10 protein-coding genes are annotated in these 16,707 nt (G+C 64.9%); 8 read left to right on the top strand and 2 right to left on the bottom strand.

Features of this window, described 5'->3' with window-relative positions; genetic code table 11:
* The first annotated feature begins 145 nt into the window (after window positions 1-145).
* The 5 genes from FY036_RS22565 to FY036_RS22545 all read left to right on the top strand — a co-directional run bounded on the left by FY036_RS22565 (window position 146) and on the right by FY036_RS22545 (window position 5,782).
* Window positions 146-1,063 carry a class I SAM-dependent rRNA methyltransferase gene (locus FY036_RS22565; protein ID WP_235897770.1) on the top strand — a complete coding sequence of 306 codons (918 nt, stop codon included), beginning with the start codon at window positions 146-148 and terminating at the stop codon, window positions 1,061-1,063.
* Window positions 1,060-1,917 (top strand): TrmH family RNA methyltransferase, encoded by an 858-nt coding sequence (locus FY036_RS22560; protein ID WP_148916942.1) that lies wholly within the window; start codon window positions 1,060-1,062, stop codon window positions 1,915-1,917. The genes FY036_RS22565 and FY036_RS22560 overlap by 4 nt, the downstream gene beginning before the upstream one ends.
* Window positions 1,914-2,405: a signal peptidase II gene (gene lspA, locus FY036_RS22555; protein WP_201744839.1), complete on the top strand. Its 492-nt coding sequence runs from the start codon at window positions 1,914-1,916 to the stop codon at window positions 2,403-2,405. Before FY036_RS22560 ends, lspA begins: the two co-directional genes overlap by 4 nt.
* 81 nt (window positions 2,406-2,486) lie before the next feature.
* Window positions 2,487-4,778 (top strand): ATP-binding protein, encoded by a 2,292-nt coding sequence (locus tag FY036_RS22550; protein WP_148916941.1) that lies wholly within the window; start codon window positions 2,487-2,489, stop codon window positions 4,776-4,778.
* A gap of 125 nt (window positions 4,779-4,903) precedes the next feature.
* Complete coding sequence (locus FY036_RS22545) at window positions 4,904-5,782, top strand: GNAT family N-acetyltransferase (protein ID WP_148916940.1); 879 nt, start codon at window positions 4,904-4,906, stop codon at window positions 5,780-5,782.
* Here the strand turns inward: FY036_RS22545 and FY036_RS22540 are convergent, their stop codons facing one another.
* Window positions 5,783-6,859 carry an endonuclease/exonuclease/phosphatase family protein gene (locus FY036_RS22540; protein WP_148916939.1) on the bottom strand — a complete coding sequence of 359 codons (1,077 nt, stop codon included), beginning with the start codon at window positions 6,857-6,859 and terminating at the stop codon, window positions 5,783-5,785.
* A 95-nt stretch (window positions 6,860-6,954) separates the two neighbouring features.
* The gene (locus tag FY036_RS22535) at window positions 6,955-9,240 is read right to left on the bottom strand and encodes an NADP-dependent malic enzyme (protein ID WP_148916938.1); all 2,286 of its coding nucleotides are present in this window, start codon (window positions 9,238-9,240) and stop codon (window positions 6,955-6,957) included.
* A gap of 128 nt (window positions 9,241-9,368) precedes the next feature.
* Here FY036_RS22535 and mutS point away from each other — a divergent pair, with 128 nt between their 5' ends.
* From mutS to FY036_RS22520, 3 genes are all read left to right on the top strand, one after another.
* Window positions 9,369-12,086, top strand: a complete 2,718-nt coding sequence (gene mutS, locus FY036_RS22530) for a DNA mismatch repair protein MutS (RefSeq protein WP_235897768.1) — start codon at window positions 9,369-9,371, stop codon at window positions 12,084-12,086.
* 112 nt (window positions 12,087-12,198) lie between these two features.
* Window positions 12,199-13,818, top strand: coding sequence for an EAL domain-containing protein (locus FY036_RS22525; protein WP_161601186.1), 1,620 nt, complete (start codon window positions 12,199-12,201; stop codon window positions 13,816-13,818).
* Between the two features lie 72 nt (window positions 13,819-13,890).
* Entirely contained in the window at window positions 13,891-16,701 is a 2,811-nt protein-coding gene (locus tag FY036_RS22520; RefSeq protein WP_148916936.1) for a [protein-PII] uridylyltransferase, read from the top strand.
* The last annotated feature ends 6 nt before the right edge of the window (window positions 16,702-16,707 follow it).

The raw sequence follows: 16,707 nt of genomic DNA, 5'->3' as shown, positions 1-16,707 counted from the left end.
ACCTTGTTGCGGGCCGGCGGCCGCTATGGCAGAAGCGCGGGCAGTTTTCCGCCGGAGCGAGAGCTTGAAAGCCACGCGCAACAAACGCCATGAGCAAAAACCGCGTCCGCAGCGCGAGCCTGCGCCCGCGCCTGCGAAGCGTGTGATGACGCGCAGGCAGGGCGCGCTCCCAGCCGAGACGGTGCCGCTGATCCTCGAAGTCGAGCCGAACGCCGACTACGCGCTGCTCGATTCTGGCAATGGCAGGAAGCTGGAACAGTACGGGCCCTATCGCATCGAGAGGCCCGAGGGGCAGGCGATCTGGCAGCCGGCGCTGCCCGACCGCGAATGGCACAAGGCGGATGCGGTGTTTACCGGTGACACCGACGAGGAAGGTATGGGCCGCTGGCGGTTTCCCAACACGCCGCTGGGCGAAACATGGCCAATGAAGCATGACGGCATCGACTATCTCGGCCGTTTCACCTCGTTTCGCCATGTCGGCGTGTTTCCCGAGCAGGGCTCGCATTGGAGCCATATGGAAAGCTTGATCCGCGATGCGAAGCGGCCGGTCAAGGTGCTGAACCTGTTCGGCTATACCGGGCTCGCCTCGCTGGTTGCGGCGCGCGCCGGCGCGGAGGTGACGCATGTGGACGCCTCGAAGAAGGCGATCGGCTGGGCGCGTGAGAACCAGCAGCTTGCACGGCTCGCAGACAAGCCGATCCGCTGGATTTGCGAGGACGCGATGAAGTTCGTCGAGCGCGAGGAGCGCCGCGGCAGCCGCTATGACATCATCCTGTTCGACCCGCCCGCCTATGGACGCGGCCCCAAGGGCGAGGTCTGGCAGCTCTTCGACGATCTGCCGACGATGGCGGACATCTGCCGGGAAATCCTGACGCCGAAGCCGCTGGCGGTGGTCCTGACGGCCTATTCGATCCGCGCGTCGTTCTTCGCCATCCACGCGCTGATGCGGGACATCTTTGCGGGCATGGGCGGGCGCGTCGAATCGGGCGAACTGGTGATCCGCGAGAAGTCGGCCGGCCGCGCGCTGTCGACATCGCTGTTTTCGCGGTGGGTGGCGGCATGAGCGGAGGAGGAGAGACGCGCCGCGTCGGGCAGGTGAAGGAGGTCACGAGCCTCTCCAACCCCATCGTCAAGGACATCCGTTCGCTGGCGATGAAGAAGTTCCGCGACCAGCAGAACGCATTCATGGCCGAGGGGCTGAAGCTCGTCATCGACGCGATCGACCTCGGCTGGACCATCAAAACGCTCGTCTTCGCCAAGGCGCAGCGGGGCAATGCGACGGTCGAAAAGATCGCTGCGCGCACGGTTGCATCCGGTGGCCTCGTGCTGGAAGCCAGCGAAAAGGTGCTTGGCGCGATCACCCGGCGCGACAACCCGCAGATGGTGCTGGGCGTGTTCGAGCAGCGCTGGACCGCACTGAAGGATATCAGGCCGACGGACAGCGATGTCTGGGTTGCGCTAGACCGGGTGCGCGATCCCGGCAACCTCGGCACGGTCATCCGCACCGTCGACGCAGTCGGCGCCAATGGCCTCATCCTCGTCGGCGACACGACGGACCCGTTCTCCGTCGAGACCGTGCGCGCCACGATGGGGTCGGTATTCGCAGTGCCGGTGGCCAGGGCCAGCGCGGAGGCATTCATCGCGTGGCGGGCGGCCGCCAAGGCGACGGTAGTCGGCACGCATCTGAAAGGTTCGGTGGATTATCGCACGGTCGATTACGCCCGCGGGCCGGTCGTGCTTCTTATGGGCAACGAGCAGCAGGGCCTGCCGGACGAACTGGCCCACGCCTGCGACCAGCTGATCCGCATTCCGCAGGCGGGACGGGCGGATTCGCTCAATCTGGCGGTCGCCACCGGCGTCGCGCTCTACGAGATACGCAGACACGCGCTGCCGACAGTCGGAAAGGACCACGGGTGAAGTTCAACGGATTGGGTTTCTACGCCGGGGTGGTCGTTGTGGCCGTCGCTCTCGACCAGTGGATCAAGTACATGGTCGAGACCGGAATGGACATGCACGTGCGCGTTCCGGTGCTGCCTTTTCTGGCGCTGTTTCGCACACACAACACCGGCATCGCCTTCTCCATGTTTTCCGATCTGGGCAGCGTGGGGCTCATCGCTATAACGCTGGCGGTCGTGGGCTTCGTGCTGTGGATCGCCGTGCGCACCGATCACGGCCAGCGCTATGCGCGCTTCGGTTTCGCGCTCATCATCGGCGGTGCGATCGGCAACCTGATCGACCGCGTCTGGCACGGCTACGTCGTCGATTACGTCCTGTTCCACCTGCCGAACTGGTCCTTCGCCGTGTTCAATCTGGCCGACGCGTTCATCTCCGTGGGAGCGGCGCTCGTGGTGCTGGAGGAATTCCTGATCTGGCGGCGCTCGCGCAAGGACGGGTCGCCTGGTTGATCGGCCGGCTCAACGCCTGGCTTAAAATTGTAACGACCTGCCGAAAGCTTCCCTAATCCTTCGCCGCTATGGTCTGCGGCGATGACGGTGGAACGCAATACCTTCGAAACCTCTGCCGACGTTGCCGTGTCGCATGACCGGCGCGCGGGAGACCGGCGTTTGCGCATCGGTACGCCGCCGCTCGTGCCGGAGATGCCGCGCAAGCCACGCCGCTCGCTGGTGCGCCCGGCACTTGTGGCGGCCCTGTTCTCCGTGGCAGGCATCGCGCATCTCACGGGCGCCTCGCTTGTGGTGACCGCCGCGATCGGCCTGATCGGCCTGTCGGCGCTCGTTCTTCAGATCCGCGACCTGCGCAAGGAACGCCAGCTCACCTCCATGCTCGACGAAAACACGTCGAAAAGCCGCGAGGAGATCGAACAGCTTGCGGACCGCATGTGGGAGTTGCAGGAAAGCGAGGAGCGCTTCCACGGCCTTATCGACGCGCTGGGCGACATCGTCGTCCATCGCGACCGGGAGGGGCGCATCGTCTATGCCAACCGCGTGCTCTCCGATCTTCTGAACTGCAAGCCGAACGCCCTTGTGGGTCGCAAGCTGCTGGAACTGGGTATCGACATCGGATTGGTACCGGATGGCGCGTTCGCCGACGGCGAGTGCCTGAGCTCGACCGACGTGGCCGTGCGCACCGAGACGGGCGTGCGATGGTTCTCATGGATCGAGCTTTCCGTGCGCGACAAGGAGAACGACGCGGTGTCGCACCGCGCCATCGCGCGCGACATCACTGCCCGCAAACGCGCCGAAACCGCACTCATAAATGCTCGCGAGCGGGCCGAATCCGCCAACCAGGCAAAATCGCGCTTTCTCGCGACGGTCAGCCACGAGATACGCACGCCGATGAACGGCATCATGGGCATGGCGAAGCTTCTGGCCGACACGAGGCTGACGCCCGAGCAGACCACCTATGTGGGCGCAGTGTCGACTTCGGCGTCGGCGCTGCTGGCGCTCATCGAGGATCTGCTCGACTACTCCAAGATAGAGGTCGGCCGTTTCGACCTGGAGCCGCAGCCGGTCAGCCTGCGCGAGCTGGTGGAAAACGTGGTGGAACTGCTCGCCCCGCGCGCCTACGGAAAGGGCGTCGGCCTTGGCTGCCATATCGCGCCGCAGGTGCCCGAACTCATATCTGCCGACCCCGGCCGCCTGAGGCAGGTGCTGCTCAACATCGTCGGCAACGCAGTGAAGTTTACCGAAGCCGGCGGGGTGATGGTCAATGTCGATGTCAGCGGCGAGGGCGCTGCGAGGCGCATCCGCTTCGCCGTCATCGACACCGGCCCCGGTCTTCGCCAGCAGGATATCGCGCGCATCTTCGACGAGTTCGAACAGGGCGACGGCACGTCCACGCGGCGACATGGCGGCGCGGGTCTCGGACTGGCCATCTCGCGGCGCATCGTCGAGGCGATGGGCGGTTCGATCACCGTGGATGGCGAACCGGGGGAAGGTTCGACCTTCACCGTCCACATCCCCGTCACCGGTGGCGTGGAGGTTCCCGCAGGGTTTTCGGAAGCGCTGGCGGGCCGCCGCGCCATCATCGTCTCCGACAATTTGATGGAGGCCGAAGCGATCGCGCGGACCGTGGTCGCTTACGGAGGCGAGGCCGAGATCGCGCGCACGATAGAAGAGGCCGCAGCCGCGACACGGGCACGCGGCACCAGCTACGACGTGGCGCTGGTGGATGCCGCGATGGAACGCGTGGACGGCCGTATGCTGAAGCGGCTGCGCAAGGCAGGCATCAATCCTTCGGAGGCGATAACGCTGATCGCACCGACCGATCGGGGCCAGCTCGCAGAATATCGAGCCAGCGGCTACAACACCTTCCTTGCGCGCCCGGTGCGGGGCGAAACGCTGGTCCGCGTGCTGCTTTCCCGGCCTGCCGCTCCGGCGAGCTCCGGCAAGATCGTCGCGGAAGTGCCGGTTCGCGAACGCGTCTCGCGGTCGATGTCCGTCCTCATCGCGGAAGACAATGAGATCAACGCCCTGCTGGCGCGCTCTGCGCTGACGAAGGCGGGCCACAGCGTGGAAGTTGTGCGCAACGGCAAGGCTGCGGTGGAAGCGCTGACGGCCTCGGGCGGCGCGCACCAGTACGATGTGGTCCTGATGGATCTGCATATGCCGGTAATGGATGGCCTCGACGCGATAGCCCACATCCGAAAATACGAAGAGGCCAAGGGCATGCCGTCCGTGCCTATTCTCGTGCTTTCCGCAGACAGCCAGGAAAGCACCCGCCACGGCGTGATCGCGCACGGCGCAACCGGCTTCCTCACCAAACCGGTCGATCCACTGGCCATGGTGGATGCGGTGGAAAGCCGCACGACAGCCTGAAATGCCGGTCGCGCGGCCGTTGTCAGGTTGCGCCATCCGGTCGCGCATGCGACTTTGGTCACAGTCCTGTTGCAGTATCACCGTATAGGCGGTCGTGCCGGTGGTCGCAGCCAGGAGAATCAGCCATGCGCGATGCCATGACAGAACGAGCCGCACCCGATATCCTGCTTGGACACGCGCCAAAGGCGCGCCCGCTGCTGGCAGGCGAGCCGCTGGGCCGCATCGGCAACCTGACCGTGAGGCTCGCGCGCGACCTCGAGGAAATCGAGGCGGCGCAGGAGGTGCGCTACCGGGTCTTCCATGAAGAGCTGGGCGCAAGGGCGCTGGCGGCCGACCTTCAGGACCGCCGCGACGCGGACCGCTTCGACGACATCTGCGACCACCTGCTGGTGGTGGACAACGCGATCGACGGGCCCGAGCACCGGCGCATCATGGGCACCTACAGGCTGCTGCGGCAGGAAAGCGCCTTTGCAGCGGGCGGCTTCTATTCCAGCGACGAGTTCGAGATCGACAAGCTCGTCGCGCGTCATCCGCGCCTGCACTTTCTGGAGCTTGGCCGCTCCTGCGTGCTCCCGCAATATCGGTCCAAGCGGACGATAGAACTGCTGTGGCAGGGCATCTGGGCCTATGTGAACCACTACGACATCGGCGTGATGACCGGTTGTGCCTCCTTCCCTGGCACCGTGCCCGCGGCGCATGCCGAAGCGCTGTCGTTCCTCGCCCAGAACTGCCGGGCGGAGGGCGCGTGGCGCGTCTCGGCCGTGGCACGCCGTTTTCACCCGATGGACCTGATGCCGGGCGAGGCGATCAACATGCGGTCCGCTTTTGCTGCCATGCCGCCGCTCATCAAGGGCTATCTGAGGCTGGGCGCAAGGATCGGCGACGGTTGCGTCATCGACCACGATTTCGGCACGACGGACGTGTTCATCGTTCTGCCGGTGGAAACGATCTCGTCGCGCTACATCAACTATTACGGCGCGGACGCCGACCGCTTCGCCGGGTAGTCAGTTTTCCCAGTCTGTCCCGATCGGCTTTTCGTCGCGCTTTTCGGCTTCCTGCTTGAGTTCGCGCGCACGGGCGACATCGTCAGCGTCAGCCTGTTCCGGCATGGATTCGGCCTTTTCTGTCGGGCACAACACGAGATCGAACATCACCGGGAAGTGGTCCGAACCGCATGGCGCCAGGCGCTCCATATGCTTGAGCCGAAACTCCGGCGAGTGGAACAGGTGATCCAGCGGCCATCGGATCAACGGGAAGCGCGCATCGAAGGTGGAGAAGATGCGCCGTCCCACGCGCGGGTCGAGCAGACGGCTTATTTTGCGAAAGCGCCGCGTCGTGCTCGACCATGCCACATCGTTGAGGTCGCCCGTAACGATGACGGGCCCCTCCTCCTTGCTGACACTGAGCGAGACCAGCGCGGTTTCGCCGTCGCGCCCCACCGTCTCGCGGTGCGGCACCGGCGGTTCAGGATGGATGGCATAGAAGCGGAAGGATTGGCCGTCCGGGCACTTGATCGTGCCGATCATCGAGGGGACGCCATCGGTCAGAAGGCATTCGACCGACATGTCGGCGAACTCGAAGCTGGAGCAGAGGATCATGCCGTAGGAATTTTCCTGCGGCCGCAGAACGGTGTGGGGATAGCGCTCGATCAAGCTGCCAAGCGCATCGACCCATTTGTCGTCCACTTCCATGAGCAGGAGGATATCCGGATCGCGCGCGGCAATTTGGGCCTCGAACTCAGCGTATCGGTCATTGGACATCTTGACGTTGGCGGCGATGAGCCGGATCGCCTGCCCCTTGTCACGACCCTCCTTGAAATCCGCCGTCTCGCGTTTCCACAGCGGCGTGAACTCGACGATATGCCATGCCTGGATCGCGGCGACAGCAAGACCGACCAGGACGAGTACGACCGCCCCGCCGTCGACCGTGAGCGGAGCGAGGATGACCAGCACAATGGCGAGCGCGAGAAACTGCTGGCGCGGAAAATCCCCGACGCGGACGATCCCGTGGGCCACGGGCAGGAAGGGCAGCAGGGTGGCGATTGCCAGAAGGACGGCAAGTATCGTGAAAGCCGTCAGCACCCCGCACACCCCTTTGCCCTGCCGCAGAACCAGAATTCCCCGCCTCAACGCGGCAGGGCGGAGAAAGTTCTCCCCGCATGCCGGCGGGAGACGCCTTATGCCCCCGCGCTGTATGCGGCTATCGCGGCCATGTTGACGATGTCGCTGTCCTTGGCGTTGAGAGGCACGATCTGCACCGGCTTGTTGAGGCCGACCAGCAGCGGGCCGATAACCGTGGAGCCGCCCAGTTCCTGCAGCATCTTGGTCGAAATCGATGCCGAGTGGAATGCCGGCATCACCAGCACGTTGGCGGGCCCGGACAGGCGGCAGAACGGATATTGCCGCATCAGCCTCGGATTGAGGGCGACATCGGCCGCCATCTCGCCGTCATACTCGAAATCGACGCGCCGCTTGTCGAGGATCTGCACCGCCTCCTGCACGCGTGCGGACCGTTCGCCCGCCGGGTGGCCGAAGGTCGAATAGGCGAGCATGGCGACACGCGGCTCGTAGCCCATGCGCCGCGCGAAGCCGGCTGCTTCCTCGGCGATGTCGGCGATTTCCAGCGAGCCGGGCATGTCGTGTACCGCCGTGTCTGCGACGATAACGGTGCGGCCTCGGCACAGGGCGATCGACACGCCGATGACGCGGTGGCCGGGCTTGGCGTCGATAACGCGGCGAATGTCTTCCAGCGCGGTCGAGTAGTTGCGCGTCACGCCCGTGACGACTGCGTCGGCGTCGCCCAGCGCCAGCATGCAGGCGGCGAAGTGGTTGCGGTCGTTGTTGATGAGGCGCTGGCAATCGCGGAACAGGTAACCCTTGCGCTGCATGCGCTCGTAGAGGTGGTCGGCATAGACCGCGTTGCGGCGAGACAGGCGCGCGTTGATGATCTCTATGCCCGGCCGGTTGAGGTCAACGCCGGCGTTGCGGGCGTTTTCCTTGATGACGTCGTCGCGGCCGATGAGAATGGCCGTGCCGAGCTTCTGGCTGACATAGGAGACGGCCGCGCGCATGACCTGTTCCTCCTCGCCTTCGGCGAAGACGACGCGCTTTGGCTGCCGGCGCACCCGGTCGTAGATGCGCTGGAGCGTCGAGGCGATAGGATCGCGACGGGCAGAAAGCTCCTGCTTGTATTTTTCGATGTCGAGGATGGGTCGCCGGGCCACGCCCGTGTCCATCGCCGCCCGCGCCACCGCTGCCGGGATGGCCGAGATAAGGCGAGGGTCGAACGGCACGGGGATGATGTAGTTTGGGCCGAACTTCGGGCGGTTGCCCTGATAGGCGGCCGCCACGTCGTCGGGCACGTCTTCACGCGCCAGGGCGGCCAGCGCCTGCGCGGCGGCCACCTTCATCTCGTCGTTGATCGTGGTTGCTCGCACGTCGAGCGCGCCACGGAATATGTAGGGGAAGCCCAGGACGTTGTTGACCTGGTTGGGATAGTCCGACCGGCCCGTGGCCATGATGGCGTCGGTGCGGATTTCGGCCACTTCCTCAGGCGTGATTTCGGGATCGGGGTTGGCCATGGCGAAGATGATGGGGTTCTTCGCCATCGACTGGATCATCGCATTGCTGAACGCGCCCTTGGCGGAAAGACCGAAGACGATGTCCGCGCCGTCCATGGCGTCGGCCAGCGTACGCTTGTCGGTCTTGATCGCGTGGGCCGACTTCCACTGGTTCATGCCTTCCTTGCGGCCCTGATAGACCACGCCCTTGGTGTCGCAGAGGATCACGTTCTGAGGCGAAAAGCCCATCGACTTGACGAGCTCGACGCAGGCAATGCCGGCCGAGCCCGCGCCGTTGCAAACAAGCGTCGCCGTCTTCATGTCGCGGCCGGTGATTTCCAGCGCGTTGATGAGGCCGGCTGCAGCGATGATCGCGGTGCCGTGCTGGTCGTCATGGAAGACCGGAATGTCCATCATCTCGCGCAGCCGCTGCTCGATGATGAAGCAGTCGGGTGCCCTGATGTCCTCGAGGTTGATGCCGCCGAAGGACGGGCCGAGGAAGCGCACGCAGTTGATGAACTCCTCCACGTCCTGGGTATCGACCTCAAGATCGATGGAATCGACGTCGGCGAAGCGCTTAAACAGCACCGCCTTGCCTTCCATCACCGGCTTGGAGGCCAGCGCGCCGAGATTGCCGAGACCGAGGATCGCCGTGCCGTTGGAGATGACAGCCACCATGTTGCCGCGCGTGGTGTAGTCGAACGCCCTGCTGGGGTCTTCCGCGATCGCCTTGACCGGCACCGCCACGCCCGGCGAATACGCCAGCGACAGGTCGCGCTGTGTTGCCATTGGCTTGGTGGGGCTTATCTCCAGCTTGCCCGGTCGTCCCGAGGCGTGGAAATCGAGCGCTTCCTGAGGGCTGACGGAGGGGCCGCCCTCCGCGGTCTTGTCTTTCAACGGCATGAGATGTCTGTTTCCTTCCCGGTGGCTCGTTCTTGTGGAGTTTTGCCGAGCCCTAGCGATTAAGGCTACACTTGCGCGCCGTGAATCGCCAAGCAGGAAAACCGCTTCCTCCAGAAGGCAATCCGCCCTTGAACGACCAGACGCCCATCCCAGCAGCTTCGGCTCCGTCGCTCTCCCCGGCAGGTGCGACGCCGATGATGGAGCAGTACATCGAGATCAAGTCGGCCAACGCGGATTCCCTGCTGTTCTATCGGATGGGCGATTTCTACGAGCTGTTCTTCCAGGACGCCGAGATCGCTAGCCGCACGCTCGGCATCACGCTGACAAGGCGCGGCAAGCATCAGGGCGAGGACATCCCCATGTGCGGGGTGCCGGTGCATGCCGCAGACGACTATCTCGAAAAGCTGATCGCGGCAGGCCACCGCGTGGCGGTGTGCGAGCAGGTGGAAGACCCTGCCGAGGCGAAGAAGCGCGGCTCGAAATCGGTCGTCCGGCGGGACGTGGTCCGGCTCGTCACACCCGGCACGATTACCGAGGAAAAGCTGCTCGCACCATCGGAGGCCAGCTATCTGATGGCCCTCGGCCGGGTGAAGGGAGCCGCCGATCATACTTATGCGCTGGCGTGGATCGACATTTCGACCGGCGCTTTCAAGGTCACGGAAAGCGCGGCAGACCGGCTTCTCGCCGATATTCTGCGCGTCGATCCGCGCGAACTGATCCTGGCGGAGCCGATCTATCACGATCCCGGGCTTCGAGCGGTCTTCGACGTGCTGGGCCGCATCGCCAATCCGCAGCCAGCGACCCTGTTCGATTCAGCCGCCGCGACCGGCCGGATCGCACGCTTCTTCGACGTTGCCACGCCCGACAGTTTCGGCCAGTTCGCGCGCGCCGAGCTTTCCGCCATCTCTGGCATCATCGCCTACGTCGAAAAGACGCAGATATCAGAGCGTCCGCCTCTGGCCCGTCCGGAACGCGAGGAGACCGGTGCGAGCCTGTTCATCGACGCCGCAACGCGCGCCAACCTCGAACTGGTACGCACGCTCTCGGGCAACCGGGACGGCTCGCTTCTCAAGGCCATAGACCGAACCGTGACGGGCGGCGGCGCACGCCTTCTTGCCGAGCGGCTGACAGCGCCGCTGACCGATCCGGATGCCATCAACGCACGTCTCGACTGCGTTTCCTTCCTGCTGGCCGAGACCCGGTTGTCCGAAGCGCTTCGAAATGCGCTGAAGGGCGCGCCCGACATGCCGCGCGCACTGTCGCGCCTCGCGCTGAACCGGGGCGGGCCGCGCGATCTGGGGGCGTTGAGGGCGGGCATGGATGCGGCTCGGCAGGTTGTCGATGTCTTCTCCGGCGCTATGCTGCCGGACGGGCTCAAGGCCGCCTGCGAGGCGCTGGCCGGTTTGCCGAAGACATTCAGCAGTCACCTCGACATCGCACTTGCCGACGAACTGCCGCTGCTGAGGCGCGACGGCGGCTTCGTGCGCGCCGGCTATCACGCCGAACTGGACGAGATGCGCGCCCTGCGCGACCAGTCGCGGCGGGTGATCGCCGGCATGGAGCGCGATCTCGTCGAGGAGACCGGCATCCGCTCGCTGAAGATCAGGCACAACAACGTGCTCGGCTACTACATCGAGGTGACCGCCAACCACGCCGACGTGATGAACGGGACGGATGAGGCCAAGGCGCGGTTCATCCATCGCCAGACGATGGCCAACGCGATGCGCTTCACCACCACCGAGCTTGCCGGCCTGGAAACGAAGATCGCCAATGCCGCCGATCGCGCCTTGCAGATCGAGTTCGGCATCTTCGACGCGCTGCTGGCCGAAACCGTCTCGCACGCCGACGCGATACGCGCGGGGGCGGCGGCACTTGCGGATATCGACGTGGCCGCAGCGCTGGCCGCCTTGGCCGCAAGCGAGAATTATTGCCGGCCGCAGGTGGACGGCAGCCTGTCATTCCGGATCGAGGGCGGCAGGCACCCGGTCGTCGAGCAGGCACTGCGCCGCCAGCTCGCGGACCCGTTCGTTGCCAACGACTGCGACCTCTCTCCGGGGGACGACGGCAGGAACGGCGCGATCTGGCTGCTGACCGGCCCGAACATGGGCGGTAAATCGACCTTCCTGCGCCAGAACGCCCTGATAGCGATACTGGCGCAGATGGGATCCTTCGTGCCTGCCACGTCGGCTCAGGTGGGCGTTGTCGACCGTCTCTTCTCGCGCGTCGGGGCGTCCGACGATCTCGCACGCGGGCGCTCGACCTTCATGGTCGAGATGGTGGAGACGGCCGCCATCCTCAATCAGGCGGGTGAGCGCGCGCTGGTGATCCTCGACGAGATCGGCCGGGGCACTGCGACGTTCGACGGTCTGTCCATCGCCTGGGCCGCGGTGGAATACCTTCACGAGAAAAACCGCTGCCGCGCGATCTTCGCCACCCATTTCCACGAAATGACGGCGCTGGCCGACAAGCTCGCCCGCCTTCACAACGTGACGATGCGGGTCAAGGAATGGGAAGGCGACGTGGTCTTTCTACACGAGGTGGGCAAGGGAGCTGCCGACCGGTCCTACGGCGTGCAGGTCGCGCGGCTCGCGGGCCTGCCGGAAGCGGTGGTCGAGCGCGCCCGGGCGGTCCTGCGACAGCTGGAGGAAGGCGAGACATCGGGCAAGGCGTCGCGGCTGGTCGACGATCTGCCGCTGTTCTCGGTAGCGGCGAAACGCGAGGCGCCGAAGCCGCAGGCCGACGCGGTGCTGACCGATGCTGTGGTTGCATTGCAGCCCGACGAGATGACACCGCTAGAGGCGCTGGAAGCTCTCTACCGGCTCAAGGGGCTGGTGAAGCCGCGATAGACGGGATTAGGCTTCTACTGCAACGATACAGGAACTTACGCTACGGCACTCCGTCATTAACGCTCGCTTGAACATTTGATGGCCTACTCGACCGTGAATGGGGGGCCGTTCAATGGCAAAGTTCGTCAGCGTTTTCATATCGGCTGCGCATCGGCGGCTGATATCGCTACTGGTGTGGGCGCTGTCCTTCGCGATGGTGCTCGGCCTGATCGGCTGGTATGCGCATCATCGTACGGGCGAGACGATGCGCTTCGAGGCGAGGCAGGCGGCGGAACACTTCATCCGCCTGCGCACCAACCTGCTTTCGACCTTCGATGTCATGCACGCCGACCTGACGGCGGAACCGTGCACGCCCGCCTTCAACGACCAGCTGCGCCGCATCGCCTACCTGCCCGACGGTCTCAACGAGTTTCTTTATGCGCCGGGCGGCCATGCCAAATGCTCGGCGACAGTGGCCGCTTTCGACGAGGCGGTCGATCTCGGCAGGCCGGACATCGCGCGGCAGGGCGAACGCGGCCTCGTGTTCTGGATCGACAAGGATCTCGGTTTCCTGGGTCTGCAAGGCGAGAAGGGCACGATTGCGCTGAGCGAGCCTTTCGCGGCGGTGGTGCCTTCACAGAATGTCCAGCTCGGCTCCACGCACTGGCTCGACATGCAGACCATCCTTCTCGCGGCGGACGGCAGGTGGTGGCACCGCGGCGGCGAGCGCGGCATCTACGAGCGCATCGTCAGGGGCGAGGACGCGCTGGCGAATGGCCGGATAAGGCAACTGTCGTGCGATACGGGCGGGTTACACTGCATCGCGTCGGAAGCAGATCTGGCCAGCCTCGTGCTGGCGGAGAAGGGGGCAGTCAGCCTCGCACTTCTGGCCGCAGCTCTGATAGCCAGCCTCGCGATGATCCAGACCAACGCGCTCATAGCCCGCTACTGGTCGTTCGATGCGCGCTTCCGTCGCCATCTCGATCAAAAGTCCATCGTCTGCGCCTATCAGCCGGTGATGGAACTGGAGTCTGGCGAGATAACCGGCTGCGAGGTGCTGGCGCGCTGGCGCGACATAGACGACCGCATCGTGTTTCCCGATCGTTTCATCGGTTTGATCGAGCGTCATCACATGACGCTGCGCTTCACCGAACTGGTGGCGCGGCAAGCCTGTGCGGAATTGTCGGAGAACCTTCCGCTGGGCAAGCGGCTGCAGGTCAATTTCAACATCTTCCCTTGCGATCTCGACAGCGGCAGGCTGGCGCGCGTGTTCTCCGGCTTCACCTCGCAGCCCGACCGTTTCGACGTGGTTCTGGAGATCATCGAGAGCGACGAGATACCGCCGAACGCGCAGCGCGAGATCGAGGCTCTGCGCCGGCTGGGTATCAAGACCTACATCGACGATTTCGGCACGGGCTACTCCAACATGCAGAACCTCGCCGCCCTCTCGGTGGACGGCGTGAAGCTCGACCGCGCATTTGCCATGGCGCCCGACAACTCGATGATGGCACAGATGCTGCGCCACGCCGTCGAGATGATCCAGGCGACGGGGCGCGTGATGGTGGTCGAGGGCGTCGAAACGGCCGAGCGACTGGCGCTGCTGCGCCGGATGCAGGCGCGCATCGACTACGTGCAGGGCTACTTCATTTCCCGTCCGCTCGACATTGGCGGCTTCGTCGCGTTCATGACGCCGCAGCCGGTGTCGCTCGCCGAGCGCAAGAAGAAGGCGGGGCTGGACATCGTCGCGGCGTGAGACCGCAAGGCGGCCATACCCAAGCCACACAAATCGCGCTATAGACGCCGCCGTTGAAGCAAGTCGGCAGGCATGGCGAAGATTCCCCTGAAGCTTGAAGAGATCGTCGACGGCGCGTCGCTGCGTGGCGAGATGAGCGCGCTTGCGACAGGCAAAGACGGCGCCGATCCGTCCGTGCGCGCGGCGCTGCTCCAGCTAGTGAAGGACCGGATCGCGCAGGGCCGCACGCGCGCCGAGGAAATGCTGATGGCCGACGGTGGCGGCACCGCATGTGCCGCCCGCCTGTCGCACCTCATGGACGAGGTGATCCGCGCGCTCTACGACTTCGCCGCCCGCTACGTCTATCAGTCCAAGAACCCTTCCTCGGCCGAACGTATGACGGTGGTTGCGGTCGGCGGCTACGGTCGCGGCACGCTGGCGCCGGGCTCCGACATCGACCTGCTGTTCGTGCTGCCCTACAAGCAGACGCCGTGGGGCGAGCAGGTGGTGGAATACATCCTCTACCTGCTGTGGGATCTGGGGCTCAAGGTCGGTCACGCGACGCGCAACCTCGACGAATGCATGCGCTTGTCGCGCACCGACGTGACCATCCGCACCTCCATTCTCGAAGCACGCTTCGTCACCGGCGACGAGAGGATCTACGACACGCTGGTCGAGCGTTTCGACCAGGAGGTCGTGAAGGATACCGGGCCTGAATATGTGCAAGCCAAGCTGGCGGAGCGAGACGAGCGCCACGCACGCGGCGGCGAGAGCCGCTATCTGGTCGAGCCCAACGTCAAGGAAGGCAAGGGCGGGCTGCGCGACCTGCACACGCTGTTCTGGATCGGCAAATATTATTACCGGGTCCGGACGGCCGAAGAGCTGGTCGGCAAGGGCGTCTTCACCCGCCGGGAATACCTGCAGTTCCGCAAGGCGGAAGACTTCCTGTGGGCGGTGCGCTGCCACATGCACTTCCTGACCGGCCGGGCCGAGGAGCGGCTGCATTTCGATATCCAGCGCGATATCGCCGAGCGGCTGGGCTACACCACCCACCCGGGCCTGTCGTCGGTCGAACGCTTCATGAAGCATTACTTCCTCACCGCCAAGACGGTGGGCGACCTGACGCGCATCTTCTGCGCCGCACTGGAGGAGGAGCAGGCCAAGCACGTGCCGGGCTTCAACCGCATCTTCCTCAACTTCTCGCGTCGGAAGCGCAAGCTGGCCGGCACCAGCGACTTCATCGTCGACAATCATCGCATCAACATCGCCGACGAGCAGGTGTTCGAGCGCGACCCGGTCAACCTTCTCCGGCTGTTCTGGTTTGCCGACAGGCACGGGCTGGAGTTCCACCCTGACGCACTGAAGTTGCTGACGCGGTCGCTGAAGCTGGTGGACCGCAACCTGAGACGCAATGAGGAGGCAAACCGCCTGTTCATGGATGTCCTGACCTCCGACCGCAACCCGGAGCTCAACCTGCGCCGGATGAACGAGGCGGGGCTGCTGGGCAAGCTCATCCCCGACTTCAACAAGATCGTCGCGATGATGCAGTTCAACATGTACCACCACTATACGGTGGACGAGCATCTGATCCGTTGCGTCGGCGTGCTGTCGGAGATCGAGCACGGCGATGCCGAGGCGATCCATCCGCTGTCGCATTCGTTGTTGCCGGGCCTGCGGCGGCTGCGCGAGATTCTCTACGTCACCGTGCTCTTCCACGACATTGCCAAGGGGCGACCGGAAGACCATTCCGAAGCCGGTGCGAAGATCGCAAGACGCCTGTGCCCGCATATGGGCTTCTCGGCCTCCGACACCGAGACGATCGCCTGGCTGATCGAACACCATCTTCTCATGTCGATGACGGCGCAGACGCGCGACCTGAACGACCGCAAGACGATCCAGGATTTTGCCGACATCGTGCAGTCCGTGGAGCGGCTGAAGCTGCTGCTTGTGCTGACCGTCTGCGACATACGCGGGGTGGGGCCGGGCGTCTGGAACGGCTGGAAGGGCCAGCTCCTTCGCACGCTTTACTACGAAACCGAGCTGCAGCTCACCGGCGGCTTCTCGGAGGTCACCCGCGCCCAGCGCGCGCAGGAGGCGCGCACGCTTCTGGCCGAAGCGTTGGCAGACTGGTCCGAGAAGGACCGCAAGCGCTATCTGGCGCTGCACTACGATAACTACCTGCTGACAGTCGACCTTGCAGACCAGGTTCGTCATGCGGGCTTCATCCGCGAGACCGATGCGGCGGGAAGGCGGCTCGCCACCATGGTCCGCACGCACCAGTTCGAGGCGGTGACCGAGATAACCGTGCTGTCGCCCGACCATCCGCGCCTCTTGTCGGTAATAGCGGGTGCGTGCGCGGCGGCGGGAGGGAACATCGTCGATGCGCAAATCTTCACCACCGCCGACGGCCGCGCGCTCGACACGATCCTGATCTCGCGCGAGTTCGACATGGACGAGGACGAGCGCCGCCGGGCCCAGCGCGTCGGACGGCTGATCGAGGACGTGCTGTCGGGCAAGAGCTGGCTGCCCGAGATGATCGAGAAGCGCACCAAGCCGCGTCGCGGCGCCAAGACGTTTCGCGTCGAACCGCGGGCGGAGGTGCGCAACGCGCTTTCGAACCGGTTTTCAGTCATCGAGGTGAAGGGGCTGGACCGTCCGGGCCTGCTGTCGGAAATCACCGGCGCGATCTCGGATCTGTCTCTCGATATCGCCTCGGCGCACATCACCACCTTCGGCGAGAAGATCATCGACACCTTCTACGTCACCGACCTGACCGGACAGAAGATCGAAAACCCCACACGGCAGGAAAACATCCGAAAGCGGCTGATCGCGGTGATGCAAGGCGACAAGCCCCAGCGCGGCAATGGCGGCACCGCCGGCGCTACCAAGGCCGCGGCCGAGTAATGGGGC

The organism is Neoaquamicrobium microcysteis, assembly GCF_008180155.1.
In the GTDB taxonomy this organism is placed as follows: domain Bacteria; phylum Pseudomonadota; class Alphaproteobacteria; order Rhizobiales; family Rhizobiaceae; genus Aerobium; species Aerobium microcysteis.
Note: the sequence above shows the minus strand (reverse complement) of the source record. Positions and strands in the feature narration are given on the sequence as shown.